Raw genomic sequence first — 25,815 nt, 5'->3', positions numbered from 1 at the left:
CCTTCATTCCGCGTACGACGATCAGGAGCGGCCCCATGAGCGCTGTGACCCCCGCTGGAGGCGACACCGCGGCGGGCCGTTCCTGGCCCGAGGTACTGAACGCGCTGCTGTACGGCCAGGACCAGAGTGCCGAGGCGACGGCCTGGGCGATGGACCAGATCATGCGTGGCCAGGCCACCGACGCCCAGATCGCGGGCTTCGTCGTCGCGCTGCGCGCCAAGGGCGAGACGGTCGAGGAGATCAACGGGCTCGTCCGCACGATGTACGCGCACGCCAACGTCATCGAGGTGCCGGGCCGCACCGTCGACATCGTCGGCACCGGCGGCGACGGCGCGAAGACGGTGAACATCTCCACGATGTCGGCGCTCGTGGTGGCCGGCACCGGCGCGAAGGTCGTCAAGCACGGCAACCGCGCGGCCTCCTCCGCGTCCGGGGCCTCCGACGTCCTGGAGAAGCTCGGCGTCAACCTCGACCTGACCCCGCAGCGGGTCGCCGAGGTCGCCGAGGAGGCGGGCATCACCTTCTGCTTCGCCGTCAAGTTCCACCCGGCGCTGCGCTACGCGGGCGCCGCGCGCGGCCAGCTGGGCATCCGCACGGTCTTCAACATCCTCGGCCCGCTGACCAACCCCGCGCAGGTCCGCGCCCAGGCGGTCGGCGTCGCGGACCCCCGCATGGCCCCCGTGGTCGCGGGCGTCTTCGCGGAGCGCGGCAACTCCTCCCTGGTCTTCCGCGGCGACGACGGCCTCGACGAGCTGACGACGACCGCCACGTCCCACGTCTGGATCGTCCGCGACGGCAAGGTCACGGAGGAGACCTTCGACCCCCGCGAGGTCGGCATCGACCTGGTCCCCGTGGAAGCGCTCCGGGGCGGCGACCCGTCGTACAACGCGGAGGTCGCCCGCAGGCTGCTGGACGGCGAGCGGGGCCCGGTGCGGGACGCGGTGCTGCTGAACTCCGCGGCGGCGCTGGTGGCCCTGGACCCCGGCGCCGGAACCCTGGCCGAGGAACTGCGCGCCGGCATGGACAGGGCGGCCGAGTCGATCGACTCGGGCGCGGCGAAGCGGGCACTGGAGCGCTGGGCGGCGGCGACGAACAGGTAGGGGCTGCGGTCGGCCCGTGGCGGTGTCCCGTCATCCGGACAGGAGTTGCGCGGCGGCGATCACTTCACCTACGTTTCTTTCCAGGTCATGAGTGACAGTCATGAGGCCCCGGCCGACTGTCCGGCAACCCTCCGTCCGTGGCGGGGTGCCCCGGGTGAAGACCAGGCCGCAGGCAGCGAGGTCTGCGGCAAGCGCGGACCCCTCGTACACCAGGGGTCCTGGTCGTCGAGGAGTCTCCCGTGAGCAAGCGAATGCGATAGGGCCGCAGAGCCCCGCCTCCGCATCCCCTTTTCCTTTTTCCCCGTGCCGGAGCCGCGGTCGTCCGCGCGCTCGCACGGTGATTCCGCCTTGCCTCTCACGGGAGTTCCGCCATGTCCGTCTCCACCGCTGCCGCCGCCCGGTCCGTTTGTGCCCCGCTGCCCGTTCTGGGCCGGGATGTCACCGTCCCCCTCGTCACCGGCGGCGAGGTCACCTACGCCGCCCTCGACTACGCGGCCAGCGCCCCCGCCCTCCAGCGGGTCTGGGACGACGTGGCGGCGTACGCGCCCTACTACGGCAGCGTCCACCGCGGCGCCGGCTACCTCTCCCAGCTCTCCACGGACCTCTTCGAGAACGCCCGGAAGGCCGTCGCCGAGTTCCTCGACTGCCGCCCCGACGACCAGCTGGTCTTCACCCGCTCCACCACGGACTCCCTGAACCTCCTGGCCCGTGCCCTCCCCGCCGACTGCCAGGTCTTCGTCTTCGAGACCGAGCACCACGCCTCCCTGCTGCCGTGGCAGGACGCCCGCGTCACCTACCTGAACGCCCCCCGCACCCCGCGCCAGGCCGTCGAGACCCTGGAACGCGCCCTCGCCGACCGCGACCCGTACGGCCCGGCCCTGGTCTGCGTCACCGGCGCCTCCAACGTCACCGGCGAGCTGTGGCCGGTACGGGAGCTCGCGGCCGCCGCGCACGCGCACGGCGCCCGGATCGTCCTGGACGCCGCCCAGCTGGCCCCGCACCACCCCGTCTCCGTCCAGGACCTGGACGTCGACTGGGTCGCCTTCTCCGGCCACAAGCTGTACGCCCCCTTCGGTTCCGGCGTCCTGGCCGGCCGCGCCGACTGGCTGCAGGCGGCCGAGCCCTACCTCGCGGGCGGCGGCGCCAGCCGCAGGGTGACCCGGCGCGAGGACGGGGGAGTGGCCGTGGAGTGGCACGAGAGCGCCGCCCGGCACGAGGCGGGCTCGCCCAACGTCATCGGCGCCTACTCCATCGCCTCCGCCTGCAAGGCGCTCACCGAGGCCGGCTTCGAGGCGCTGGTCGCCCGTGAGCAGCACCTGATCGAGAAGGTCCGGGCCGGGCTGGCCGGGGTCCCCGAGGTCCGGGTCCTCTCCCTCTTCGGCGACGACGCCCCCCGCGTCGGCGTGATCAGCTTCGTGGTGGACGGCTGGAACAGCTCCCACTTCGCCGCCGCCCTCTCCGCCGAGTACGGCATCGGTGTCCGCGACGGCCTCTTCTGCGCCCACCCGCTGGTCAGGACCCTGCTGGGCTCCGACCCGCAGACCCAGGGCGAGTGCGGGGCGCCGGAGGCGGCACCGGGCGAGAAGTCCCTGAACGCGATCCGGGTGAGCTTCGGGGCGGGGACGCCGGACGAGCACGTGGAGCGCTTCGTGAACGCGGTGCGGGAACTGGTGACGGAGGGCGCCAAGTGGTCCTACCGCACGGAGGACGGCCGCTGCGTCCCGGCGGTGAGCTGACTTACCTGTTTTTCAGGGGCGCGGGGAACTGCGCGACCAGCCACGACGTACCCGCAGCGGACCACGGCGCTTCGTGCCCGGCTGCGGACCGGTGGGGGCTGGTCGCGCAGTTCCCCGCGCCCCTTTGGGGCGCGTTGCAGTCGGGGCGCCCCGAAACGTACTGGCTCAGCTGTCCAGGCCGATCGCGAACGCCGCCTCCAGGTCGTGCTGGGAGTACGTGCGGAACGCGACGTGCGTGTCCGTGGCCTCCACGCCGGGGATCTTGCTGATGGAGCCGGGGATGACCTCGGCCAGGTCCTCGTGCTGCTTGACCCGGACCATGGCGATCAGGTCGTACGTACCGGTGACGGAGAAGACCTCGCTGACGCTCTCCAGTGCGGCGATCCGTTCCGCGATCTCGGGGATCCGGTCCACGCTGGTCTTGATGAGGACGATCGCGGTGATCACGGCTGGTTCTCTCCCTCGGGTGCCGGAGCTGGGGCGACCTTCACTTTAGTCGCCCGCCCGTCGCCCACCACCCCCCTTCCGAGGCCGCGCTTCGCGCCCTTCTTTCTTCCGTACCGCACCCACGCGTAACCGAACCCGAGTCCGAAGCCGACCAGGTGTGCGAGGTAGGCCACGCCGGGACCGGAGGGGGCCTGGTTCAGGGCCAGCCACTGGAGGGCCGCCCAGAACGGGAGGACCACCCAGGCCGGGAAGCGGAGCGGGAGGAAGAAGAGGAAGGGGAGGAGACTGGTCACGCGGGCGTTGGGGAACAGGTACAGGAACGCCCCGAGGACCGCCGAGATCGCCCCGGACGCGCCCACCAGCGACTGCGGGGACGTGGCGTTGGCGACCGCGTAGCCGAGCAGCGCGAGATAGCCGCAGCCGACGTAGAAGAGGGTGAACTCCACGCGGCCCATCCGTTCCTCGGTCATCGCCCCGAAGACGAAGAGGAAGAGCATGTTGCCGAGCAGGTGCACCCAGCTGCCGTGGATGAACAGCGCCGTGGCCGGGGTGAGCGCCTCCCGCGCCGGCCCGTCGAACAGGTCGGCGGGAACCACCCCCCAGTGCCGGAAGTACGCCCGCTGGGCGGTCGCGAGGGCCTCCCCGGTGCCGTAGGACGGGGTGAAGCCGGAGGCGGGGCCGAGCACGAAGATCAGGCAGCACACGGCGATCAGGGTGTACGTCATGGGCGCGGACGTGCCTCGCAGGCTCCGCAGGGTCCGGGCCGCCGTCGTGTTCCAGTTGCCGATCATGGACATAGAGCATGGCGTAACGGGACGCAGTGGTGCAGACCGCCTCGCCGCCATGGAGAGGGCGGCGTCGAGTACCCGCCAGGCCGTAGGGTTACGAGCCACACGCGTCGGGACGGCGCGTCACGGACACTAGAAGGAAGCGAACAAGCCACGATGACGGTTCCCCTGCCGACCGCCACGACGCGGTGGCGCTGCACCCTCTGCGGCAACCTCACCCGCTTCGACGTGACCCGCTCGTCGAAGGTGGTCGAGTACATCCACCTCGACCTGGCCGGTGAGCCGAAGGTCGAGGAGCGCGAGGTGGTCAGTGAGACCATCGAGTCGGTGCGCTGCCGCTGGTGCAACGCGGTGGACCAGGTGGAACTCGTGGACAGGCCGGGCGCCGACTCCTGATACCGGGAGCCGGCCCCGTACAGGTGATGGGGTGTGACGGATGGTGGAGACCACAGGCGGGGGGCCGGGCGACGGCACCGCCGAGGTGCTTGACCGTCCGTTGCCCGACGGTGTGCGACGGCGTGTCGTACAGATCGTGTCGGACGGCTTCGGTGGGCTGACCGTCGCCGAACTGCCCGCACAGCTGCGGCAGTACGCCCGTTTCGCCCCGAACCGCCGGGCCAAGTTCGCGGGGAACGCCATGGCGGCCGCGCTGGAGACGGACACCCTCTTCCGGCAGCGGATCGGCGAGAAGCTGAGAGAGGCCCAGCCGGAACTGGCCGGCGCCCTGGACTCCGGCTCCCCGCCCCCGGCCGCGGACCCGCTCGACGTGGCGGCCGCGGCCTACGTACTGCGCCCCACGGGCTGGGTGAAGCTGGTGGCGGCGGCCGGCGAGGAGGCCCAGCGGGCCGACGCCGAGCGGGCCGACGAGGAGAGCCGGGCCGAACTGGAGCGGCTGCGCGAGGAGCTGGACCGGGCCCGGGAGCAGACCCGGTCCGAGACGGAGCGGCTGCGCACCGAGCTGGACGCGGCGAAGAAGGAAGCGGAATCGCTTCACCGCAAGCTGCGGGCCGCCCTGAGCGACGTCAAGCGCGGTGAGGCCGCCCTGCGCAAACTGCAGGCCGGGATGGAGGCGGGGCGGGCCGAGGGGCAGTCCCAGCTGTCCGCCGCCGAGAGCGAGAGCCGGCGGCTCAAGGCCCGGCTCGGCGAGGTCGAGGCGGCCCTGGAGGCCAGCCGCCGGGCCGCCCGCGAGGGGCGCAGCGTCGAGGACATGCGGCTGCGGCTGCTGCTCGACACCGTCCTCGACGCGGCCCAGGGGCTGCGCCGGGAGCTGGCCCTGCCGCCGGTGTCGGTGCGGCCCGCCGAGACCGTGGATGCGGTCGAACCGGGACGAATGACCCCGAAGGACATCGCGGCGCGCGCACTGTCCGAGCACGACCCGGCCGTTCTCGACCAGCTGCTCGCCCTGCCCCAGGCGCACTTGGTCGTCGACGGCTACAACGTGACCAAGACCGGCTATCCGCAGATGCCGCTGGAGAAGCAGCGGCTGCGGCTGCTCGGCCAGCTCTCCCAGCTCGCCGCCCAGACCGGCGCCGAGGTCACCTGTGTCTTCGACGGAGCCGAGCTGGCCGCGCCGGTGCTGCTCGCCCCGCCGCGCGGGGTCCGCGTCCTCTTCTCCAAGCCCGGTGTCACCGCGGACGAGTTGATCCGCCAGCTGGTGCGCGCCGAGCCGCCGGGCCGCCCGGTGATCGTCGCCTCGACCGACCGCGAGGTCGCCGACGGGGTCGCGAAGGCGGGCGCCCGTCCGGTCGCTTCTGCGATGCTTCTGAAGCGACTGTCCTGAAGATGCAACCCGCATATGCAATGCCCGAATTGACCGAACCGTCACGCAACGTAGCGTCAATCGAGCATTACCGCTCGTGAGTTATGTGCAAAGAGTGCGTTGCGTGACCACTTTTTTGGCTGCTGGGTTTGAACTGATCACAGGTAGGTCACTAGGGTCGGGCCTCGAACCTCCACACGGGTGATCACTCAAACGAAGGAGCCCGTCTCCGTGGCGTCCCATCGTCGACCCAAGCAGCCGAGCCGTGCGCGCGTGACGGTGCTCACCACCGCAGCCGCCGCCGCCGTAGTCCTCAGCGCCAACGCCGCCAACGCGGCGCCCAGCGAGAAGCTGAGCAAGGACGAGGTCAAGGCGAAGGTCGACAAGCTCTACGAGGAGGCCGAGCAGGCCACCGAGAAGCTCGACGGGGCCAAGGACAAGCAGCAGAAGCTGCAGAAGGAAATCTCCACGATCCAGGACAACGTGGCCCGTGGTCAGGAGGACCTCAACAAGCTTCGGGACAGCCTCGGTTCGCTGGCCACCGCGCAGTACCGCTCCGGCGGCATCGACCCGTCGGTCCAGCTCTTCCTCTCCTCGAACCCGGACGACTACCTCGACAAGGCGTCCACGCTCGACCAGTTGAGCAGCCAGCAGGTCGAGGCCCTGAAGAAGATCCAGGACAAACAGCGCGAACTGGCCCAGGAGCGGGCAGAGGCCTCCGACAAGCTCAAGGACCTCTCCGCCACCCGCACCGAGCTGGCCAAGCAGAAGTCCGCCGTCCAGGCCAAGCTCGCCGACGCGCAGAAGCTGCTCAACACGCTGACCGCCAAGGAGAAGGCGGCCCTCGACGCCGAGCAGGCCCAGGCCGCCAGCCGCGCCTCCTCGCGCGTGAACCTCGGCAGCACGGGCTCCGCCTCCAGCCGGGCCGCCGCCGCCTTCGCCGCCGCCCAGTCCGTGATCGGCTCGCCGTACGTCTACGGCGCCTCCGGCCCGTCCTCCTTCGACTGCTCGGGCCTGACCTCCTGGGCCTACGCCCAGGCCGGCGTGACCATACCCCGCACCTCCGAGGCGCAGGCCAACGCCGGCACCCGCATCTACAGCGCGAGCGACCTCAAGGTCGGCGACCTGGTCATCTTCTACGGCGACTACCACCACGTCGGCCTCTACGCCGGCAACGGCCAGGTGCTGCACGCCCCGCACACCGGCGCCGTCGTCCGCTACGAGGCGATGAGCGACATGACCTTCGAGTTCGGCGTCCGGATCTGACCACCGCCGGGACTCCGCGCCCGGTCAAGATCGTGATGCCCGGGCGTCCGAACGGGCGAACTGTTTCAGCCTGATGCACCCCCCGCCCCGCCTTTGACCTGCGTCAGAGGCGGGGCGTCGCGTTGTGCGGCCGGGGACGGTCGTTGGCCGGTGCGTGTCCGCGCGGCTAGCATCGCCGCGTCCAGTGACGGAAGTCGCCGGACCTACCGCCGGACGGGCGGGAAGTCACGCCTGTGGAGGCTGCGTAGGACCGACCCGCACGGGTCGGCGGCGGCCTGTGAAGCAGGAACCCGCGGTGGCGCCGCTGAGCGGTGCGGACCGGATCTCCTGCCCCGGGCGGGAGAGGGCGTCAATGTCTGGCGCGTTTCCCCCGACACCGGGGGAGACCGTCGGCGTCCGACGATCGGAAGGAACGCGGCTCCCCGTGGTGTCTCATCGCCGTCTCGTACCGCCGTCCGGGTTCAACCGGGGCGCCGGTGCCGCAATCTGCGTGCTGTCGGCCGCGGCCGCCGCGCTCGGCGCCGTACCGGCGAGCGCCGCCCCGCACGCCGACGGCCGCGCCGAGGTGGACCGGCTGTACCGGCAGGCCGAGGAGGCGACCCAGGCCTACGACAAGGCCGACGAGCGGGCCGGCGCGCTGCGCCGCGAGGTCAACGACTCCCAGGACCGCATCGCCCGCCAGCAGGAGCGCATCAACACCATGCGGGAGGCGCTCGGCTCGCTGGCCGGCGCCCAGTACCGCTCCGGCGGCATCGACCCCACCGTGGCCCTGCTGTTCTCCGACGACCCGCAGGACTACCTCGACCGGGCCTCCCTCCTCGACCGCATCGACGTCCGCCAGGCCGGGCAGCTCAGGCGGCTCCGGACGGCGATGCGCGAACTCGCCCAGGAGCGCACCGAGGCCGCCGGGAGCCTCGCCGAACTGGAACGCAGCCGCCGGGCGGTCGCCTCCCACAAGGCCGTCGTGGAGAAGAAGCTCACCAGGGCCCGGCAACTGCTCAACGCGCTGCCCGCCGCCGACCGCGCCGCCTTCGAGCACTCCTCCCGGGGCGACGACCGGGCCGACCTGCCCGACCTCTCCGGCGCCGACGCCCCCGACGGCCGCGCCGCCGCCGCGATCGCCGCCGCCCGCTCCGCCCTCGGCAAGCCCTACGTCTGGGGCGCCAGCGGCCCCACCGGCTTCGACTGCTCGGGCCTGATGCAGTGGTCGTACGCGCACGCCGGGATCCACCTGCCGCGCACCTCGCAGGAGCAGCGCTTCGCCGGCCACCAGGTGCCGCTCTCCCAGGCGCAACCCGGTGACCTGGTCGTCTACCGCTCCGACGCCAGCCATGTGGGCATGTACGTGGGCAACGGCCAGGTCATCCACGCCCCCTACCCCGGCGCCCCGGTCCGCTACGACCCGGTCGGAATGATGCCGGTCTCCTCCGTCACCCGGCCCTGACTTCCGGGCCGCTGCCCGTACGATCGGAAAGTGGCTGGTCGTGGACGGGCGTGGCGCTCAGGAGCGGTGGGGCTGTGTCTGCTGCTCCTGCCGCTGGCCGGATGCGGCGGCGGGCAGTCGCCGACCGGCGCGGCGATGGCCGAGGTGCAGCAGGTCCTGGACCGCCGCTCGGCCGCGGTCCTCGGCCACGACGAGCAGGCGTACGCCGAGACCGGCACCCGGAGCTCGTACGCGAACCTGCGGGCCGTACCGCTCGCGGACTGGAGCTACCGCCTGACCGCCCTCCACCCCGACGGCGCCGGGGCCACCGCCGACGCACAGCTCAGCTACCGGATCCAGGGGTACGACAAGGCACCGGTGACGACGGACCGGGCGCTGACCCTCAGCCGCACCGCCGACGGACAGTGGTATGTCACATACGACAGGCCCGCCAAGAAGTCCGGCCAGCAGCTCTGGGACCAGGGCGAGGTGACCGCGGTCAGGTCCGCCCACACCCTCGTCCTCGGCGTCGGCCAGTCCCGGGCCACGCTGCGCGGTTACGCCGGCCTCGCCGACACCGCCGTCCCCGAGGTCTCCAAGGCCTGGGGCACGGACTGGACGCAGCGGGTGGTCCTGCTCGTGCCCGGGTCCCTGAACGGCATGGCGGGCCTGCTCGGTGCCCCCGCCTCGAACTACCGCGGCATCGCCGCCGTCACCACCGGGGAGGCGGGCGGCTCCGGCCAGGCCCCGGCCGACCGGGTCATCCTCAACCCGGAGGCGTACGCCGTCCTCGGCGCGGTCGGCAGGCAGGTCGTCCTCACCCACGAGACCACCCATGTGGCCACCCGCGCCCACACCACGGCCGCCACCCCGCTCTGGCTCTCCGAGGGCTACGCCGACTGGATCGGCTACCTCGACACCGGCCGCACGCCCACCGAGGCGGCCCCCGAACTCGCCCGCGCCGTCGAGGCCGGGAACGTCCCCGGGGACCTCCCGGCGGACCAGGACTTCGGCTTCACCGACGACCCCACCAAGCTGGCCCAGGCCTACGAGGGCGGCTGGCTGGCCTGCCGGATGATCGCCGCCCACTGGGGCGAGGAGCGGCTCGGCGCCTTCTACCGGGCCGTCGGCGCCCACAAGGAGCGCACGGGCGCGGTGGAGGACGCCCTGAAGACGGAACTCGGCACGACCCTGCCCGACTTCACCGCCCGCTGGCGGGACTACGTGAAGGCTCAGCTGGGCGACTGAGCCCGCCGCCCGGCCGCCGCCGCGAGCCGGGCCCGCTCGGCCGCCCGCGCCGCGGGGTCCGGGCTCAGGAGGAGACCGGGGTCTCCTTCGCGCGGGTCGCCTGGGCGGGGAAGGGGGCGACGGCGGCCTCGGCCACCGTGGAGCGCCACAGTGCGCGGGCCGCCGTGACCGTGGCCGCCGCCAGCAGGCCGTTGCGCAGGGCCAGCAGGGTGATGCCGTACCAGTCGCTGACGACGACGTGCGAGAAGCCGACGGGGAACTCCAGGACGGTCACGAAGGTCGCCAGGAGGAGCAGGACGGCCGGGAGGGTCATGCGGCTGGCGCGGAAGCAGAGGCAGACGGCGGCCAGGCCGACCAGCCAGACCATGTACTGGGGGCTGATCACCCGGCTGGTGATCGTGAACATCAGGACGGCGGTGAAGGCCGCGTCCGCGAGCGTGTGGGAGCGGAAGCGGGCCGCCGACAGCCGCCACAGCAGCAGCCAGCCGAAGGCGAGGACGGTGAGCAGCAGGGCCGCCGTGCTCACCGCCTGCACGTGCGGGCCGAGGAATTCGATCGAGCCGTAGTTGAGCAGCACCTCGCCGTGCCAGCCGAAGTGCCGGGCGACGTGGAGGACCAGCGCGCCGAGGGACTCCACCTCGGTGCCCCGGTCCCGCTGGAAGGTCAGGAACGCGAACGCGCCCGGCATGGCCACCGCGAACAGCGTGCCGACCGCGCCCGCGGTGACGGCCGCCGACACCCAGGCCCGCCGCCGTACCGCACCCACCAGCAGCAGCGCCGGCCACACCTTGACCATCGCGCCGAAGCCCGCCAGCGCGCCCATGAGCCGGGGGTGCCGGGCCCCGGCGAGCAGCGCGGCGACGGCGACGGCGGTGACCATCAGGTCGTAGCGGGAGTAGACGGTCGGGCCGAGGAGCGGGACGCCGAGTACCCAGACCCAGGCGCCGCGCAGGGTGCGGCCGGGGCGCGGGCCGGCGTAGAGCAGGAGGGAGAGGACCACCAGGTCGGCCAGGCAGGCCAGCACGAAGAAGGCGGTCGGGTAGTCCAGGAAGGGGAACAGCGCGGGGGAGAGGATCGCCAGGGCGGCCGCGGGCGGGTACTGCCAGGTGACGTCGTCCAGGGGGAACGTTCCGTGCCGCAGGACCTCGTACCAGCCCTGGTAGATGACGGAGACGTCGCTGGTGACGTCCGCGCCCGGGAACACGAACACCTTCAGGACGAACAGCAGCAGCACCAGCCGGGTGGCACCCCAGATGACCAGCGGCAACGCCAGGGCACGCCGTACGCCCGTCCTGTCCACCTGAGCCCCTGTCCGTCGGCATCGCCGTGTCGAATGGGCCACATGATCTCCCGGCGTCCTGTGCGGGGGCCATGAAGCACGGCCGGACACACTGTGCGGGTAGGGTCGGCGCCGATGAACAAGACCCTCGTCGTGACCAATGACTTCCCGCCGCGGCCGGGCGGTATCCAGGCCTTCCTGCACAACATGGCGCTGCGCCTGGACCCGGAGCGGGTCGTCGTCTACGCGTCCACCTGGAAGCGCGGCCGGGAGGGCGCCGAGGCCACCGCCGCGTTCGACGCGGAGCAGCCCTTCACCGTCGTACGCGACCGTACGACGATGCTGCTGCCGACGCCCGGGGTGACCCGGACGGCGGTCGGGCTGCTGCGGGAGCACGGGTGTACGTCCGTGTGGTTCGGGGCGGCGGCACCGCTGGGCCTGATGGCGCCGGCGCTGCGGAAGGCCGGGGCACGGCGGCTGGTCGCCACGACCCACGGGCACGAGGCGGGCTGGGCCCAGCTGCCCGCGGCCCGGCAGCTGCTCGGGCGGATCGGGGAGGCGACCGACACGATCACCTATCTCGGCGAGTACACGCGGTCCCGGATCGCGGCCGCGCTGAGCGCCGGGGCGGCGGCGCGGATGGTGCAGCTGCCCCCGGGGGTGGACGAGAAGACCTTCCACCCCGGCTCGGGGGGTGCCGAGGTCCGGGCGCGGCTGGGGCTGAGCGACCGGCCGGTGGTCGTGTGCGTGTCCCGGCTGGTGCCGCGCAAGGGGCAGGACACCCTGATCCTCGCGATGCCGCTGATCCTGGCCGCCGAGCCGGACGCGGTGCTGCTGATCGTGGGCGGCGGGCCGTACGAGAAGGAGCTGCGGCACCTGGTCCGGGAGACCGGGGTGGAGGCGTCGGTGCGGTTCACGGGGGCTGTGCCGTGGCCCGAACTGCCCGCCCACTTCGGCGCGGGTGACGTGTTCGCGATGCCGTGCCGGACCCGGCGCGGCGGGCTGGACGTGGAGGGGCTCGGGATCGTGTACCTGGAGGCCTCGGCGACGGGCCTGCCGGTGGTGGCCGGGGATTCGGGCGGGGCGCCGGACGCGGTGCTCGACGGGGAGACCGGGTGGGTGGTGCGGGGCGGGTCCCCCGAGGAGGCCGCCGAGCGGATCGTGGCGCTCCTGGGGGACGCCGAGCTGCGGCAGCGGATGGGGGAGCGGGGGCGGCGGTGGGTCGAGGAGCGGTGGCGGTGGGATCTCCTTGCGGAGAGGTTGAAGGCGCTGCTTTAGAGGGTTGGGACGGGTTTCGTCTGCAGGCCGGTGGGCGCTTGTCACCAACTCTGTCTTATCTCTAGGCGGAACCGGAAAATCCGCACATGCTGCGCGCATGACAGCAAAACTGATGCAGCGTCAGCTGAGTAGACGTCAGATCCTGGGCATGATCGCCCTCCAGACCGCCGCCGCGGCCGGTCTCACCCGTGTCGGTCTCCAGTCGGCGCAGGCCGCCGAGGAAGCGGCCGACGTCGACAACGCGCCCGCGATCGTGGTCGGTTCGGGGTACGGCGGGGCCGTGGCCGCGCTCCGGCTCGGACAGGCCGGGATCCGGACCGTCATGATCGAGATGGGGCAGCTGTGGAACACGGCCGGCTCCGACGGCAAGATCTTCTGTTCCACCGCCGCCCCGGACAAGCGGTCCATGTGGTTCAAGACCCGCACCGAGGCCCCGCTCGCCACCTTCCTCTGGCTGGACGTCGTCAACAAGGACATCGCCTCCTACGCGGGAGTGCTCGACCGCGTGCACTACGACAACATGTCCGTGTACGTGGGACGCGGTGTCGGAGGCGGGTCGCTGGTCAACGGCGGAATGGCCGTGACCCCGCTCCAGTCGTACTTCACCGAGCAGTTCCCGACCGTCGACGCGACCGCGATGTACAACACGTACTTCCCGCGCGCCCGCGCCATGCTCGGCGTCAACACCGTCGACCCCACCTGGTTCGAGTCGACCGAGTGGTACCAGTTCACCCGGACCTCCCGGAAGGCCGCCGCCAACACCGGGCTCAAGACCACCTTCGTGCCGAACGTCTACGACTTCGGCTACATGCAGCAGGAGGCCGCCGGCACCGCCACCAAGTCCGCGCTCGCCCAGGAGGTCATCTACGGCAACAACTACGGCAAGAAGAGCCTCGACAAGACCTACCTCGCCGCCGCCCTCGGCACCGGCAACGTCACCATCCACACCCTGGAGAAGGCGAAGGCCGTCACGCGGGCGAGCGACGGCTCGTACGTGCTGAGCGTGGACCGGATCGACACGAGCGGGAACGTCGTCGAGAGCAAGCAGTACAGCTGTACCTACCTGTTCCTCGGCGGCGGCAGCCTCGGGACCACCGAGCTGCTCGTCCGGGCCCGGGACACCGGGGCGCTGCCCGCGCTCAACTCCAGTGTGGGAGGCGGCTGGAGCACCAACGGCAACACCATGCTCGGGCGCGCCAACCACATCTGGGACACCACCGGCGCCAACCAGGCGACCATGCCGGTGATGGGCATCGACGACTGGGCCAACACCGACAACCCGGTCTTCGCCGAGATCGCCCCGCTGCCCATCGGGTTCGAGACCTGGGTGAGCCTCTACCTGGCGATCACCAAGAACCCGCAACGGGCGTCCTTCACCTACGACTCCGCGAGCGGCGGGGTGAAGCTGGGCTGGACCGCGGCCCAGAGCGCGGTCTCGGTCGCCATGGCCAAGAAACTGTTCGACCGGATCAACACGGCCAACGCCACGATCTACCGGTACGACCTGTTCGGGTCGAGCAGCAAGGTGTTCGCGGACGACTTCTGCTACCACCCGCTGGGCGGCTGCGTGCTGGGGCAGGCGACCGACAACTACGGCCGGGTGAAGGGGTATTCGAAGCTCTACGTCACGGACGGCTCGCTCGTGCCGGGGAACATCGGCGTGAACCCGTTCGTCACCATCACCGCGCTCGCCGAGCGGGCGATGGAACGGGTTCTCGCCGAGGACTTCTGAACACCGGGAGGATGCCCCGAGCGCCGCTCTACTTCTGGTAGATGGCCTCGATCTCGTCCGCGTAGTCCTTCGCCACCACGTTGCGCTTGAGCTTCAGGGACGGCGTCAGGTGGCCCGACTCCTCCGAGAACTGGGAGGACAGAATGCGGAACTTCCGCACCGATTCCGCCTTCGACACCGCGGCGTTGCCGTCGTCGACAGCGTCCTGGATCGCCGCGATCAGATCCGGGTCGTCACGCAGCGACGCCGCGGTGGACCCCGCCGGCTTGCCGTGGTCGGCCGCCCAGCGGCCCAGGAACTCGTCGTCCACGGTGATCAGCGCGGCCACGAACGGCCGCCCGTCGCCGACCACCATGCACTCCGCGACCAGCGCGTGCGCGCGGATGCGGTCCTCGATCACGGCCGGGGCGACGTTCTTGCCGCCCGCGGTGACGATGATCTCCTTCTTGCGGCCGGTGATCCTGAGGTAGCCGTCCTCGTCCAGGGTGCCGATGTCCCCGGTGTGGAACCAGCCGTCGGCCAGCGCCTCGGCGGTCGCGGCCGGGTTGTTCCAGTACCCCTTGAACAGGTGCTCGCCGTGCAGCAGCACCTCTCCGTCGTCCGCGATGCGGATCACCGAGCCGGGCAGCGGCTGCCCGACCGTGCCGATCTTGGTCCGGTCCCAGGGGTTGAACGCGGTCGCCGCACAGGACTCGGTCAGGCCGTAGCCCTCCAGGACCGTGAAGCCGATGCCGCGGAAGAAGTGGCCCAGCCGCTCGCCGAGCGGGGCGCCGCCGGAGATCGCGTACTCGCCCTTGCCGCCGAGCACCGCGCGCAGCTTGCTGTAGACGAGCTTGTCGAAGGTCCGGTGCTTGATCTTCAGGCCGAGGGTCGGGCCCGACGGGGTGTCCAGCGCCTTGCTGTACGCGATCGCGGTGTCCGCGGCCTTGTCGAAGATCTTGCCCTTGCCGTCCGCCTGCGCCTTGGCGCGCGCCGAGTTGTAGACCTTCTCGAAGACGCGCGGGACACCGAGGATCAGCGTCGGCCGGAAGGCGGCCAGCTCGTCGGTGAGGTTCTTGATGTCCGGGACGCAGCCCAGCTTGATCGGCGCCATCATCGGCGCGATCTGGACGAGCCGGCCGAAGACGTGCGCGAGCGGGAGGAAGAGGAGGACCGAACACTCACCGGTGCGGAACAGGGGGCGCAGCCGCTCCACGATGTTGCCGCACTCGGCGAAGAAGGCGCGGTGGGTGAGGACGCAGCCCTTGGGGCGCCCGGTCGTACCGCTCGTGTAGACGATGGTCGCCGGGTCGTCCGCCTTCGCCTGCGAGCTGCGCGCGTCGACGGTGGCGTCCGTGACGCCCTGGCCGAGTCTGCCGAGTTCCTCCAGGGCGCCGGCCTCGATCTGCCAGACGTGCTTGAGGGCGGGCAGCGTCTCGCGCACCGACTCGACGGCGGCCGTGTGGCTGTCGAGTTCGACGATGCAGGCGGTCGCGCCGGAGTCGCTGAGGATCCACTGCACCTGCTCCGGCGAGCTGGTCTCGTACACCGGCACGGTGACCGCGCCGGCGCTCCAGATCGCGAAGTCGAGGAGCGTCCACTCGTACCGGGTGCGGGACATCAGGCCGACCCGGTCGCCCGGCTGGATGCCGGAGGCGATGAGGCCCTTCGCGGCCGCGTGCACCTCGGCCAGGAAGGCGGTCGCGGTCACGTCCGTCCAGACCCCGGCGACCTTGCGGGCCATGACGGCGACGTTCGGATGCTGCGCGGCGTTTCTGCGGACGATGTCGGTCAGATTGCCGTCCGCGGGGACCTCGTACAAAGCCGGAAGGCTGAACTCGCGCAAGACTGCTGCTCCTCATAGGGCGCCGACGCCACGACGTTGTGCGATGCGACGGTGCGGTCCAAGGCTCGGGCAGGTGCTCAGGGCTTCGCCACGGGCTGGAAGATCCGTTGGTTGAATTCCTGAGCACGACTGGACTGCCCGGACGTTACCCGCCGGTATGGCTTCTTCGACAGGGGGGTCCGGCGAGATGTTCGGTGCGTCACACAGGTTGGTGTTCCTCCGCGTACGGTAGTCCACGGCTTTAGTGACTGACCAGTAACCGCGGGCCCGGCCATCGCCTGTTCACGTTTGCCGCACAGGCCTACCCTTGATCACCATGGCAGCCACACCCTCCGGCACCCGAAGGACCCGCGTCCACGTGGTCAGCGACGTACACGGCAACGCCCGTGACCTGGCCAGGGCCGGCGACGGCGCGGACGCCCTGATCTGTCTCGGCGACCTCGTCCTCTTCCTCGACTACGCCGACCACTCCCGCGGCATCTTCCCCGACCTGTTCGGCGTCGAGAACGCCGACCGCCTGGTCGAACTCCGCACCGCCCGCCGCTTCGAGGAGGCCCGGGAACTCGGCGCCCGGCTCTGGGGCGGGATCGGCATGGACCGCGCCACCGCCATCGAGAAGGCCGTGCGCAAGCAGTACGCCGAGATGTTCGCGGTGCTCCCGACGCCGACGTACGCGACGTACGGCAATGTCGACATGCCGCCGCTGTGGCGGGAGTACGCGGGCCCTGGCACCACCGTTCTGGACGGCGAGCGGGTCGAGATCGGCGGATGGGTCTTCGGCTTCGTCGGCGGCGGGCTGCGCACCCCGATGCGCACCCCCTACGAGATCTCCGACGAGGAGTACGCGGCGAAGATCGAGGCGCTCGGCGAGGTCGACGTGCTCTGCACGCACATCCCGCCGGAGGTGCCGGAGTTGGTGTACGACACGGTGGCGCGCCGGTTCGAACGGGGCAGCCGGGCGCTGCTGGACGCCATCCGCCGCACCCGCCCCCGGTATTCGCTCTTCGGGCACGTCCACCAGCCCCTGGTGAAGCGGATGCGGATCGGGGCCACCGAGTGCGTGAACGTCGGGCACTTCGCCGGTACCGGCCGGCCCTGGGCGCTGGAATGGTGACGGCCCCGGACAGGGGGTGAAGTCGGCTGGTCGGACGCGCGGTAGCCTTCACGCGGCACACGCGTGCGCATGCGTGCAGCGACCTCTCTCACCGGCCCGCATCTGGAGGAGCCACGGCGATGGCGGAACACACCAGCTCGAACATCACGATCGAGGCGGCCCCGGCCGACGTCATGGCGGTGATCGCCGACTTCGGGCGCTACCCGGACTGGACCGGCGAAGTGAAGGAGGCGGAGGTCCTGAAGACCGACGCCCAGGGCCGTGCCGAGCAGGTCCGCCTGGTCATGGACGCCGGCGCGATCAAGGACGACCAGGTCCTCGGGTACACCTGGACCGGCGACAACGAGGTCTCCTGGACGCTGGTGAAGTCCCAGATGCTGCGGTCCCTGGACGGGTCCTACCTGCTGAAGCCGGCGGGCGCGGGTTCGACCGAGGTCACGTACTCGCTGACGGTGGACGTCAAGATCCCGATGCTCGGGATGATCAAGCGCAAGGCGGAGAAGGTCATCATCGACCGGGCGCTGGCCGGGTTGAAGAAGAGGGTGGAGTCGGGGGAGAAGTGAGGTAGGGGCGCGTAGCGGGGGTACGCGCAGGACCCCGGGTGCGGGTCGTCGGTGGCTGCTCGCGCAGTTCCTCCCCCAGCCTTCGGCCGGGGGACCCCCAGCCGCCCCCTTCGAGTCACCCAGCTGCGGGCAGGCGTGCCGCACGGCGGCACGGGTGGGCGCAGCGGCACCCTGCCAACGCCGGTAAGTGACACCCCCTCCCTCAGCGCCGAGCACCTTCGAGCAAGGCCCGCTTCAGTTACGGTTCACCCTCATGCGCACCATCCTGATCACCGGCCCCGGCGGCAGCGGCCGTACGACCGTCGCCGCGGCCACCGCCCTGCGCGCCGCGGCCGAGGGCACCCCGACCCTCGTCCTGAGCGCCGACCGCACGGACACCCTCGGCGCCGCCCTGGGCACGGCGACAGGACCGGAGCCCACCCGCGTCACCCCCACCCTCACCGCGTGGCGCCCCGACGCCGCCGCCCGCTTCCGCGAGGACCTCACCTCCTTCCAGACCCGCGCCGCGAACGTCCTCGACCTCCTCGGCGCCTCCCGCCTGGACGCCGAGGAGCTCACCCCCCTGCCCGGCGCCGAGGAACTCTCCTTCCTCCGCGCCCTGCGCGACGCCGCCCTCTCCGAGCGCTACGAACTGCTCGTCGTGGACCTGCCGCCCGCCCCGCAGGCGCTCGCCCTCCTCTCGCTCCCCGAGGAACTCCGCCGGTACCTGCGCCGCCTGCTCCCGCCCGAGCGGCAGGCGGCCCGCGCCCTGCGCCCGGTCCTCGGCCGCCTCGCCGGCGTGCCCATGCCCGCGGACTGGCTGTACGAGACGGCGGCCCGCTGGGACGTCGAACTGGCCGCCGTCGAGGCCGTCCTCGCCGACCGCGACACCGCCGTACGCCTGGTCGCCGAACCCGGCCCGGCCGCTGCCGACGCCGTCCGCAGCGCCCGCCTCGGCCTCGCCCTGCGCGGCCTGCCCGCCGCGGCCCTGGTCGCCAACCGCGTGCTGCCCGAGGCCACGCCCCTGCACGCCCTCGTCGCCCAGCAGCGCAAGGCCCTCGCGGAGTGGGGAGAGGCGTACGACGTCACCGCGGTCGCCCACCTCGGGCACGACCCGCGCGGCATCGACGACCTCGCGGCGCTCGCCGTGCCCGGTGTCAACACCGCGCCCGCCCCCGTCGAGTGGCCGGTCGCCGACCGGATCGAGGAGGAGGGCGTCCTCGTCTGGCACATCCCGCTGCCCGGCGCGATACGGGACGACCTCGACCTCGTCCGGCGCGGCGACGAGCTCGTGATCACCGTGGGCGGCTTCCGCCGGATCGTCGCCCTGCCGTCGGCCCTGCGCCGCTGCACCGTCGCCGGGGCCGCCCTGCGCGACGGCGAGCTGCGGCTGCGCTTCGCGCCCGACCCGGAGCTGTGGCCGCGCTGACGGTGAAAGCGGTACGCCCGTTCGGGTAACGTCGTAGAGACGAACCGTAGTCAGGAGTCCGTCATGAGCGAAGAGCGCCCCGCAGCCGACGCCTCCGAGGCCGCGGACGAGGTACGGGCGACGGACGACGACGCCTGGGCCACCGCCTGCGCCGAGGACCTGGAGGCGGAGAAGGCCCGCCGCCGCGCCCAGTACGGCCCGCCCCCCGGGTCGGCCGCCGAGGAACTGCGCAAACTCGTCGACGCCGTCGCCGACAAGCTCTCCGGCATCCCGACCCCGCTCCTCGGGGCGGTCGCCGGGCCTGCCGCCCAGCAAGTGGTCCGGCAGGTCGTCCAGCAGGCGAAGAACGCCGTCGAGCCCGTCATAGAGCGCAACCCGGACGTCTTCGACCACCTGGCCGCGGCCGGCAGCGAACTCCTCGCCGCCTACCGCTCCGCGGTCCAGGCCCAGGAGACCCGCTGGACCTCCGGCCGCCACGACAAGGGCGAGGACGACAGCCCCGGCGAACGCATCGATCTCGACTGACAGCCCCCTCGGGTACGGTTGGCCGTAGCGGGGCTCGACCGAAACTGAGGGATTCATGGGACTCACCATCGGCGTCGACATCGGCGGCACGAAGATCGCGGCCGGCGTGGTCGATGAGGAAGGCAACATCCTCTCGACCCACAAGGTGCCGACCCCGGGCACGCCCGAGGGCATCGTGGACGCCATTGCTTCCGCCGTAGAGGGTGCGCGCGCCGGGCACGAGATCGTCGGCGTGGGCATCGGCGCCGCCGGCTACGTGAACCGGCAGCGCTCCACGGTCTACTTCGCGCCCAACATCGACTGGCGCCAGGAGCCGCTGAAGGACGAGGTCGAGGCCCGCGTCGGACTCCCCGTGGTCGTGGAGAACGACGCCAACGCCGCAGCCTGGGGCGAGTACAAGTTCGGCGCCGGCAAGGGCCACCGCAACGTCATCTGCATCACCCTCGGCACCGGCCTCGGCGGCGGCATCATCATCGGCAACAAGCTGCGCCGCGGGCACTTCGGGGTGGCCGCCGAGTTCGGCCACATCCGGATGGTCCCGGACGGGCTGCTGTGCGGCTGCGGCTCGCAGGGCTGCTGGGAGCAGTACGCCTCCGGCCGCGCCCTGGTCAGGTACGCCAAGCAGCGCGCCAACGCCACCCCCGAGAACGCCGAGGTCCTCCTCGCCCTCGGTGACGGCACCCCCGAGGGCATCGAGGGCAAGCACATCTCCGTGGCCGCCCGCCAGGGCGACCCGGTCGCCGTCGACTCCTACCGCGAGCTCGCCCGCTGGGCCGGCGCCGGCCTCGCCGACCTGGCCTCCCTCTTCGACCCGTCCGCGTTCATCGTCGGCGGCGGCCTCTCGGACGAGGGCGAACTGGTCCTCGACCCGATCCGCAAGTCCTACAAGCGCTGGCTGGTGGGCGGCAACTGGCGCCCGGTCGCCGAGGTCATCGCGGCCCAGCTGGGCAACGAGGCCGGCCTGGTGGGCGCGGCCGACCTGGCGAGAGAGCCCGACCCGATCATGTGATGCCGCCGACCTCCTGAGGCACGGCAACTGCAACCCCCAAGGGGCGCGGGGAACCGCGCGACCAGCCACGACGAACCGGCAGTCGCGCACCCACCTCGCGCCCCGAGCCATTGGGCGTACATTGATCCACATGGCGCCGCTCCCCAACTCCCACACAGAGCCCGACGGTTCCGCCGTCATCCGCGTCCTCGGCTACAACATCCGCTCCATGCGGGACGACACCGACGCCCTCGCCCGCGTCATCAAGGCCTGTGCCCCCGACCTGGTCCTGATCCAGGAAGCCCCCCGCTTCTTCCGCTGGCGCAAGAAGCTCGCCCGCCTGGCCTCCGCCTGCGACCTGGTGATCCTCACCGGGGGCGGCACGGCAGCCGGTCCGGCGATCCTCTGCGACCTGCGCGCCACCGTCGAGCGCACCGAGGACGTCCTCCTCCCGCTCACCCCGGGCCTGCACCGCCGCGGCCTCGCGACCGCCGTCGTCCGGTTCGGCGGCGTCCGCCTCGGCGTCACCAGCTTCCACCTCAGCCTCCAGCAGGACGAGCGCTACGAGCAGGGCGGCATGCTCCTCGACCGGGTCGCCGGCATGGGCGTGGAGCACGCCGTCGCGGGCGGCGACCTCAACGACCGGCCCGACGGCCGCACCTTCCGCCGCCTGGCCGCCGCCTTCCAGGACTGCCGTACCACCGCACCCTGGGGCGGCGAGTTCACCTCCTGGTCCACCGACCCCCACCAGCGCATCGACGCCGTCTTCGCGACGAAGGGCATCGAGGTGCTCGGCTGCGGCGTGCCGACGGACCTCCCCGGCGTCACGGACGCGGACCTGCGGGCGGCCACCGACCATCTCCCGGTCCTGGCCGCCCTCAGAATCCCCGCCGCCCCCGGACCCGGCCGCCCGGCCGCGTAGCGGTGCACGGCGGCCGGTTCCCACTTCCAGGACCGGGGTCGCCGCCGGAAAACCCGAAGGCCCGCCCGGAGTCGCTCCGGACGGGCCCTCGGACGGGTGCGGATCGGTCAGACGACGGCGCCCCGGCCGGGGTCGCCGTCCTCCTCGTCGTCGGTCTTCATACGGGTCACCAGCGTGACGAACCCGCCCAGGAAGCCGCCGATGCCCAGCGTCGCCAGCCACCAGGTCATGTCCCAGCCCAGCAGCACCGCGAGCAGCAGCAGGATCGGCCCGCCCACCACGCCCAGCCAGGCGAACTTGGCCGTGGTGTCGGCCTCCGGCAGCGGCGGCGGCTCCGGGGGCACGAAGTGCCCCTCGTCGTCCTCGTCGAAGTCGTCCTCGGACGGCTCCGGTGTCGTGTAGTCACGCGGGCCGCCCACCCCGGGCGCGAAGGAGACGGAACCGCCCAGCGGCTGCACGGGCCGCTGCTCCTCGGCCGCCCCGGCCCCCGTCCCGGTGGTCTCGGCGCCCGCGTCGGTCTCGTCCCCCTCCATCGGGGGCAGCGCGAGGTCCTTCACCGGCTTGTAGGGCGTACTGCCCGGTGGGTCCGGCGGCTCGTCGCCGTACCCCGCGACGATCGCCGCCCAGGCGGCCTCCTCGTCGAAGGGCACCCCCGTCTCGTCCGGCTCGCGGTCCTCGCGGTCGGAGTCGTGCTCAGCCAACTGCGGCCGTCCCTTCCTTGCCGACACTGGGTGCGAGCCGGCCGATGAAGGCGAGGCTCTCCTCGAAGATCCGGTCCGCGTCATGGTCCAACGTCGCGACGTGGTAACTCTGTTCCAGCACGACCTCCGTTACGTCCGTGGACGACACCCGGCTCAGGATCCGGGCGGAATCCACCGCCGGAACCACATGGTCCGCGGCGCTGCGCAGGAGCAGCAGCGGCTGGGTCACCTGCGGCAGCTCCTTGTCCACCCGGCGGAAGAAGTTCCGCAGCGAGTGCGCGCTGTGCAGCGGCACCCGGTCGTACCCCGTCTCCGCGGCGCCCGGCTTGGCGATGTCGCTGGCGATGCCCCTCGTCGTGCGCACGAGATGCCGGGCCACCGGAAGGGCGTACGCCGACAGGCCGTGCACCTTGTTCGCCGGGTTGACGATCACCACGCCGTCCACACCCGTACCGTTCCGCGCGGCCAGCCGGAGCGCCAGCGTGCCGCCCATCGACAGGCCCGCCACGAACACCTGGGAGCAGCGCTCGCGCAGCAGCCGCAGCTCGCGGTCCACCTCCGCGTACCAGTCCTGCCAGCCGGTGACCGCCATGTCCTCCCAGCGGGTGCCGTGCCCGGGCAGCAGGGGCACGGACACGGTCAGGCCGTGTGCCGCATGGTGTTCCGCCCAGGGGCGCAGCGACTGGGGCGAGCCGGTGAAACCGTGGCAGAGGAGGACGCCGGCCTCCCCGCCGTCATGGCGGTACGGCTCGGCTCCGGGGAGAACCGGCACCTTCGGTCTCCAATTCATTTCGAGTTCGTTCGAGGGGGCGGAACTGCGGGAGCCGTGGACGACGACTCCAGTTGTGCTTCACCGTACGCGACGGCACTGACACCGACCAGGGTCGTCGGGCCCATTCCCGGCGCTCCGGGTTAAGGTCTGATCGACGGAAACAGGAGGCACTCGGTTGTTGTACGGCGCGATGAAGGTCGCCATCGGGGGACCGCTCAAGGTCACCTTCAGGCCCTGGGTGGAGGGCCTGGAGAACGTCCCGGCCGAGGGCCCGGCGATCCTGGCGAGTAACCACCTGTCCTTCTCGGACTCGTTCTTCCTGCCCGCGGTGCTGGACCGCAAGGTCACCTTCATCGCGAAGGCCGAGTACTTCACCACACCCGGGCTGAAGGGCCGCCTCACGGCCGCCTTCTTCAAGGGCGTCGGCCAGCTCCCCGTCGACCGCTCCGGCGCGCGCGGCGCCGGCGAGGCCGCGGTGCAGAGCGGCATAGACGTGCTGGAGCGCGGCGAGCTGTTCGGCATCTACCCGGAGGGCACCCGCTCGCCCGACGGCCGCCTCTACCGCGGCAAGCCCGGCGGCCTCGCGCGCGTGGCGCTCGCCACCGGCGCCCCGGTCGTCCCGGTCGCCATGATCGACACGGAGAAGATCCAGCCGCCGGGACAGGTGATGCCCAAGCTGATGCGGCCGGGCATCCGGATCGGCAAGCCGCTGGACTTCAGCCGCTACCAGGGCATGGAGCACGACCGGTTCGTGCTGCGCGCCGTGACCGACGAGGTCATGTACGAGATCATGAAACTTTCCGGCCAGGAGTACGTGGACATCTACGCGACGGCCGCCAAGCGGCAGATCGCGGAGGCCGCCAAGGCCGAGAAGGACGCGGCGAAGGCCGAGAAGAAGGCCGCCGAGTCCTAGACCGGCGGCAGGGGGCCCGCAGCCGGGGGGACCGGCGGCCGGGGACTGGGGGGACTGGGGGACATGAGCAAGCGGGAACGCGTCATACGGATGTCGGTCGAGCAGCCCCTGTGGCGTGCCCTCACCGGCTACCGCGTGCTGACCCTGCTGTACGCGATCGGCCTGTTCGCCTCGGCCTACGACGACTACGACCGTGCGGGCGTCGCCATCGCCTACTACGCCGTCCTGACCGTCTGGACCCTGGCGACCCTGCCCCGCGTGCAGAACGCGGCGGCCTGCACCAAGCGCTTCCTCGCCGTAGACCTGGCCGTCGCGCTCACCGGCATCCTGCTGACCCCCTGGGTGGTCACCCAGGGCCACATCGACCGGGGCGGCCCTACCCTGCCGTCGATCTGGACCGCCGGCTCGGTCCTCGCCTACGCCCTCAAGGGCGGCTGGCGCTGGGCCGCGTTCGCCTCCACGCCGGTCGCCGCCGCCAACCTGGTCGAGCGCGGCCACCCGGCCCGCGACACCGTCCACAGCGTGATCCTGGTCTGGGTCGCCTCCATCGCCATCGGGTACGTCGTCGAGGTCGCCCGCGCCTCCGAGCGCACCCTCGCCCGCGCCCTGGAGATCGAGGCGGCGACCCGGGAACGGGAACGGCTCGCCCGGGACATCCACGACAGCGTCCTCCAGGTGCTCGCCATGGTGCAGCGGCGCGGCGCGGTCCTCGGCGGCGAGGCGTCCGAACTGGGCCGGCTGGCCGGGGAGCAGGAGGTCGCCCTGCGGACGCTGGTCTCCGGCGGCCTGGTGCCGCCCTCGCGGCTCTCGGAGGACGAGGCCCAGGGGGCGGTCGTCCGCCTGGTCGAGGAGCCGGACGACAGCGGTCCCGTCGACCTGCGCACGCTGCTCGCGCGGTACGCCGGATCCCGGGTCAGCCTCGCCGAGCCCGGCGCGCCGGTGGAGCTGCCGCCGGGCGCCGCACGCGAGCTGGCCGCCGCTGTCGGTGCCGCCCTGGACAATGTGCGCAGGCACGCGGGCGAGGAGGCGCGGGCCTGGATCCTGGTCGAGGACGAGCCCGGCGAGGTCGTGGTGACCGTTCGTGACGACGGCCCCGGCATCCCGCAGGGGCGGCTCGCCCAGGCGGAGGGGGAGGGGCGGCTCGGGGTGGCCCAGTCGATCCGGGGGCGGCTGCGCGACCTCGGCGGCAGCGCCGAGCTGTTCTCGACTCCCGGGCAGGGCACGGAAGTAGAGCTGAAGGTACCCAAGGTCTCCCCGGGGAAGGCGGAGCGGCGATGAGCATCAGGGTCATGGTGGTCGACGACCATCCCATGTGGCGGGACGCGGTCGCGCGGGACCTGGCCGAGTCCGGGTTCGAGGTGGTCGCCACCGCCGGGGACGGCGACCAGGCGGTGCGCCGCGCCAAGGCCGCCGCGCCCGACGTCCTCGTCCTGGACCTCAACCTGCCGGCCAAGCCGGGCGTCCAGGTCTGCAAGGAACTCGTCGGCCACAACCCGGCGTTGCGGGTCCTCGTCCTCTCCGCGAGCGGGGAGCACGCCGACGTCCTGGAGGCGGTGAAGTCCGGTGCCACCGGCTACCTGCTGAAGTCGGCGTCCACCGAGGAACTCCTCGACGCGGTCCGCCGTACCGCCGTCGGCGACCCGGTGTTCACGCCCGGCCTCGCCGGACTGGTCCTCGGGGAGTACCGCCGCCTCGCCTCCGAGCCCGCCCCGGAAGCGGACACCGACCGGCCCGACGCGCCCCGGCTCACCGACCGCGAGACCGAGGTGCTGCGGCTGGTCGCCAAGGGCCTGAGCTACAAGCAGATCGCCGAACGCCTGGTCATCTCCCACCGCACGGTCCAGAACCACGTGCAGAACACCCTCGGCAAGCTCCAGCTGCACAACAGGGTGGAGCTGGTGCGGTACGCGATAGAGGCGGGCCTCGACGACGACTGATCCGAAGACCGGGCCGACGACTGATCTGATCTTCGGGCACGCGTAAACCAACCGCCCGACAATTCACCGGAATTGCCCTTCCGCGCCCATC

Annotated in this window: 24 protein-coding genes and 1 riboswitch; of the genes, 18 read left to right on the top strand and 6 right to left on the bottom strand. The window is 72.0% G+C overall.

The features are described from left to right. The first annotated feature begins 35 nt into the window (after nt 1-35). Nucleotides 36-1,100: an anthranilate phosphoribosyltransferase gene (gene trpD / locus ACFZB3_RS22010; RefSeq protein ID WP_391377438.1), complete on the top strand. Its 1,065-nt coding sequence runs from the start codon at nt 36-38 to the stop codon at nt 1,098-1,100. Nucleotides 1,101-1,183: 83 nt separating this feature from the next. Further along, nucleotides 1,184-1,300, top strand: a riboswitch (SAM riboswitch). Nucleotides 1,301-1,471: 171 nt separating this feature from the next. Then, complete coding sequence (locus tag ACFZB3_RS22005; RefSeq protein ID WP_391377436.1) at nt 1,472-2,836, top strand: aminotransferase class V-fold PLP-dependent enzyme; 1,365 nt, start codon at nt 1,472-1,474, stop codon at nt 2,834-2,836. Nucleotides 2,837-3,001: 165 nt separating this feature from the next. On the opposite strand, the gene ACFZB3_RS22000 is transcribed toward ACFZB3_RS22005, so the two are convergent. Beyond that, a complete protein-coding gene (locus tag ACFZB3_RS22000; protein ID WP_020137395.1) occupies nt 3,002-3,283 on the bottom strand; it encodes an Lrp/AsnC family transcriptional regulator in 282 nt (93 codons plus the stop codon). Then, entirely contained in the window at nt 3,280-4,074 is a 795-nt protein-coding gene (locus ACFZB3_RS21995) for a rhomboid family intramembrane serine protease (protein ID WP_391377852.1), read from the bottom strand. Before ACFZB3_RS21995 ends, ACFZB3_RS22000 begins: the two co-directional genes overlap by 4 nt. A 153-nt stretch (nt 4,075-4,227) precedes the next feature. Between ACFZB3_RS21995 and ACFZB3_RS21990 the strand changes: the two genes are divergently transcribed. The 5 genes from ACFZB3_RS21990 (at nt 4,228) to ACFZB3_RS21970 (ending at nt 9,767) form a co-directional block, all read left to right on the top strand. Next, nucleotides 4,228-4,467 (top strand): hypothetical protein, encoded by a 240-nt coding sequence (locus ACFZB3_RS21990; RefSeq protein ID WP_361256516.1) that lies wholly within the window; start codon nt 4,228-4,230, stop codon nt 4,465-4,467. Between the two features lie 40 nt (nt 4,468-4,507). Continuing rightward, nucleotides 4,508-5,851 (top strand): NYN domain-containing protein, encoded by a 1,344-nt coding sequence (locus ACFZB3_RS21985; protein WP_391377433.1) that lies wholly within the window; start codon nt 4,508-4,510, stop codon nt 5,849-5,851. Between the two features lie 210 nt (nt 5,852-6,061). Beyond that, a complete protein-coding gene (locus ACFZB3_RS21980; RefSeq protein ID WP_391377431.1) occupies nt 6,062-7,096 on the top strand; it encodes an NlpC/P60 family protein in 1,035 nt (344 codons plus the stop codon). Nucleotides 7,097-7,520: 424 nt separating this feature from the next. Further along, nucleotides 7,521-8,540, top strand: a complete 1,020-nt coding sequence (locus ACFZB3_RS21975; protein ID WP_391377429.1) for an NlpC/P60 family protein — start codon at nt 7,521-7,523, stop codon at nt 8,538-8,540. Nucleotides 8,541-8,570: 30 nt separating this feature from the next. Continuing rightward, nucleotides 8,571-9,767: a hypothetical protein gene (locus tag ACFZB3_RS21970; RefSeq protein ID WP_391377427.1), complete on the top strand. Its 1,197-nt coding sequence runs from the start codon at nt 8,571-8,573 to the stop codon at nt 9,765-9,767. Nucleotides 9,768-9,831: 64 nt separating this feature from the next. Here the strand turns inward: ACFZB3_RS21970 and ACFZB3_RS21965 are convergent, their stop codons facing one another. Next, nucleotides 9,832-11,067, bottom strand: coding sequence for a glycosyltransferase 87 family protein (locus ACFZB3_RS21965; RefSeq protein ID WP_391377425.1), 1,236 nt, complete (start codon nt 11,065-11,067; stop codon nt 9,832-9,834). A gap of 114 nt (nt 11,068-11,181) precedes the next feature. Between ACFZB3_RS21965 and ACFZB3_RS21960 the strand changes: the two genes are divergently transcribed. Then, nucleotides 11,182-12,324: a glycosyltransferase gene (locus ACFZB3_RS21960; RefSeq protein WP_391377423.1), complete on the top strand. Its 1,143-nt coding sequence runs from the start codon at nt 11,182-11,184 to the stop codon at nt 12,322-12,324. Between the two features lie 148 nt (nt 12,325-12,472). After that, on the top strand, nt 12,473-14,056 hold the full coding sequence (locus tag ACFZB3_RS21955) for a GMC oxidoreductase (RefSeq protein ID WP_391377849.1): 1,584 nt from the start codon (nt 12,473-12,475) through the stop codon (nt 14,054-14,056). A 28-nt stretch (nt 14,057-14,084) separates the two neighbouring features. On the opposite strand, the gene ACFZB3_RS21950 is transcribed toward ACFZB3_RS21955, so the two are convergent. After that, entirely contained in the window at nt 14,085-15,881 is a 1,797-nt protein-coding gene (locus ACFZB3_RS21950) for an AMP-binding protein (protein WP_391377421.1), read from the bottom strand. 316 nt (nt 15,882-16,197) lie between these two features. On the opposite strand from ACFZB3_RS21950, the gene ACFZB3_RS21945 reads away from it, so the two are divergent. From ACFZB3_RS21945 to ACFZB3_RS21920, 6 genes are all read left to right on the top strand, one after another. Then, nucleotides 16,198-16,995 (top strand): metallophosphoesterase, encoded by a 798-nt coding sequence (locus ACFZB3_RS21945; protein WP_391377419.1) that lies wholly within the window; start codon nt 16,198-16,200, stop codon nt 16,993-16,995. A 119-nt stretch (nt 16,996-17,114) separates the two neighbouring features. Then, nucleotides 17,115-17,558 (top strand): SRPBCC family protein, encoded by a 444-nt coding sequence (locus ACFZB3_RS21940; RefSeq protein WP_093503999.1) that lies wholly within the window; start codon nt 17,115-17,117, stop codon nt 17,556-17,558. A gap of 253 nt (nt 17,559-17,811) precedes the next feature. Further along, the gene (locus ACFZB3_RS21935; protein ID WP_391377416.1) at nt 17,812-18,966 is read left to right on the top strand and encodes an ArsA-related P-loop ATPase; all 1,155 of its coding nucleotides are present in this window, start codon (nt 17,812-17,814) and stop codon (nt 18,964-18,966) included. 63 nt (nt 18,967-19,029) lie between these two features. Further along, a complete protein-coding gene (locus ACFZB3_RS21930) occupies nt 19,030-19,491 on the top strand; it encodes a DUF5304 family protein (protein ID WP_391377414.1) in 462 nt (153 codons plus the stop codon). Nucleotides 19,492-19,546: 55 nt separating this feature from the next. Next, nucleotides 19,547-20,500, top strand: a complete 954-nt coding sequence (locus ACFZB3_RS21925) for an ROK family glucokinase (RefSeq protein WP_093504006.1) — start codon at nt 19,547-19,549, stop codon at nt 20,498-20,500. Between the two features lie 130 nt (nt 20,501-20,630). Next, entirely contained in the window at nt 20,631-21,401 is a 771-nt protein-coding gene (locus ACFZB3_RS21920; protein WP_391377412.1) for an endonuclease/exonuclease/phosphatase family protein, read from the top strand. A 107-nt stretch (nt 21,402-21,508) separates the two neighbouring features. Here ACFZB3_RS21920 and ACFZB3_RS21915 read toward each other — a convergent pair whose 3' ends face one another. After that, nucleotides 21,509-22,102: a hypothetical protein gene (locus tag ACFZB3_RS21915; RefSeq protein ID WP_391377410.1), complete on the bottom strand. Its 594-nt coding sequence runs from the start codon at nt 22,100-22,102 to the stop codon at nt 21,509-21,511. Further along, nucleotides 22,095-22,874 (bottom strand): alpha/beta fold hydrolase, encoded by a 780-nt coding sequence (locus ACFZB3_RS21910; protein WP_391377408.1) that lies wholly within the window; start codon nt 22,872-22,874, stop codon nt 22,095-22,097. Before ACFZB3_RS21910 ends, ACFZB3_RS21915 begins: the two co-directional genes overlap by 8 nt. Before the next feature lie 175 nt (nt 22,875-23,049). Here ACFZB3_RS21910 and ACFZB3_RS21905 point away from each other — a divergent pair, with 175 nt between their 5' ends. From ACFZB3_RS21905 to ACFZB3_RS21895, 3 genes are all read left to right on the top strand, one after another. After that, the gene (locus tag ACFZB3_RS21905) at nt 23,050-23,787 is read left to right on the top strand and encodes a 1-acyl-sn-glycerol-3-phosphate acyltransferase (protein ID WP_391377406.1); all 738 of its coding nucleotides are present in this window, start codon (nt 23,050-23,052) and stop codon (nt 23,785-23,787) included. Nucleotides 23,788-23,850: 63 nt separating this feature from the next. Beyond that, nucleotides 23,851-25,065, top strand: coding sequence for a MacS family sensor histidine kinase (gene macS, locus ACFZB3_RS21900; protein ID WP_391377404.1), 1,215 nt, complete (start codon nt 23,851-23,853; stop codon nt 25,063-25,065). Continuing rightward, nucleotides 25,062-25,724 carry a response regulator gene (locus ACFZB3_RS21895; RefSeq protein WP_391377402.1) on the top strand — a complete coding sequence of 221 codons (663 nt, stop codon included), beginning with the start codon at nt 25,062-25,064 and terminating at the stop codon, nt 25,722-25,724. The genes macS and ACFZB3_RS21895 overlap by 4 nt, the downstream gene beginning before the upstream one ends. The last annotated feature ends 91 nt before the right edge of the window (nt 25,725-25,815 follow it).

Origin of the sequence: Streptomyces sp. NPDC008092 (assembly GCF_042957285.1) — a bacterium.
Taxonomy (GTDB): domain Bacteria; phylum Actinomycetota; class Actinomycetes; order Streptomycetales; family Streptomycetaceae; genus Streptomyces.
The sequence above is the reverse complement of the archived record's forward strand: the minus strand, read 5'-3'. Positions and strand labels throughout refer to the sequence as shown.

Coding starts and splice junctions, on each gene's coding strand:
- ACFZB3_RS21930 (WP_391377414.1), top strand. CDS start 19,030: ATGAGCGAAGAGCGCCCCGCAGCCGACGCCTCCGAGGCCGCGGACGAG.
- ACFZB3_RS21990 (WP_361256516.1), top strand. CDS start 4,228: ATGACGGTTCCCCTGCCGACCGCCACGACGCGGTGGCGCTGCACCCTC.
- ACFZB3_RS21895 (WP_391377402.1), top strand. CDS start 25,062: ATGAGCATCAGGGTCATGGTGGTCGACGACCATCCCATGTGGCGGGAC.
- ACFZB3_RS21985 (WP_391377433.1), top strand. CDS start 4,508: ATGGTGGAGACCACAGGCGGGGGGCCGGGCGACGGCACCGCCGAGGTG.
- ACFZB3_RS21920 (WP_391377412.1), top strand. CDS start 20,631: ATGGCGCCGCTCCCCAACTCCCACACAGAGCCCGACGGTTCCGCCGTC.
- ACFZB3_RS21945 (WP_391377419.1), top strand. CDS start 16,198: ATGGCAGCCACACCCTCCGGCACCCGAAGGACCCGCGTCCACGTGGTC.
- macS (WP_391377404.1), top strand. CDS start 23,851: ATGAGCAAGCGGGAACGCGTCATACGGATGTCGGTCGAGCAGCCCCTG.
- trpD (WP_391377438.1), top strand. CDS start 36: ATGAGCGCTGTGACCCCCGCTGGAGGCGACACCGCGGCGGGCCGTTCC.
- ACFZB3_RS21925 (WP_093504006.1), top strand. CDS start 19,547: ATGGGACTCACCATCGGCGTCGACATCGGCGGCACGAAGATCGCGGCC.
- ACFZB3_RS22005 (WP_391377436.1), top strand. CDS start 1,472: ATGTCCGTCTCCACCGCTGCCGCCGCCCGGTCCGTTTGTGCCCCGCTG.
- ACFZB3_RS21935 (WP_391377416.1), top strand. CDS start 17,812: ATGCGCACCATCCTGATCACCGGCCCCGGCGGCAGCGGCCGTACGACC.
- ACFZB3_RS21995 (WP_391377852.1), bottom strand. CDS start 4,074: ATGATCGGCAACTGGAACACGACGGCGGCCCGGACCCTGCGGAGCCTG.
- ACFZB3_RS21940 (WP_093503999.1), top strand. CDS start 17,115: ATGGCGGAACACACCAGCTCGAACATCACGATCGAGGCGGCCCCGGCC.
- ACFZB3_RS21960 (WP_391377423.1), top strand. CDS start 11,182: ATGAACAAGACCCTCGTCGTGACCAATGACTTCCCGCCGCGGCCGGGC.
- ACFZB3_RS21955 (WP_391377849.1), top strand. CDS start 12,473: ATGATCGCCCTCCAGACCGCCGCCGCGGCCGGTCTCACCCGTGTCGGT.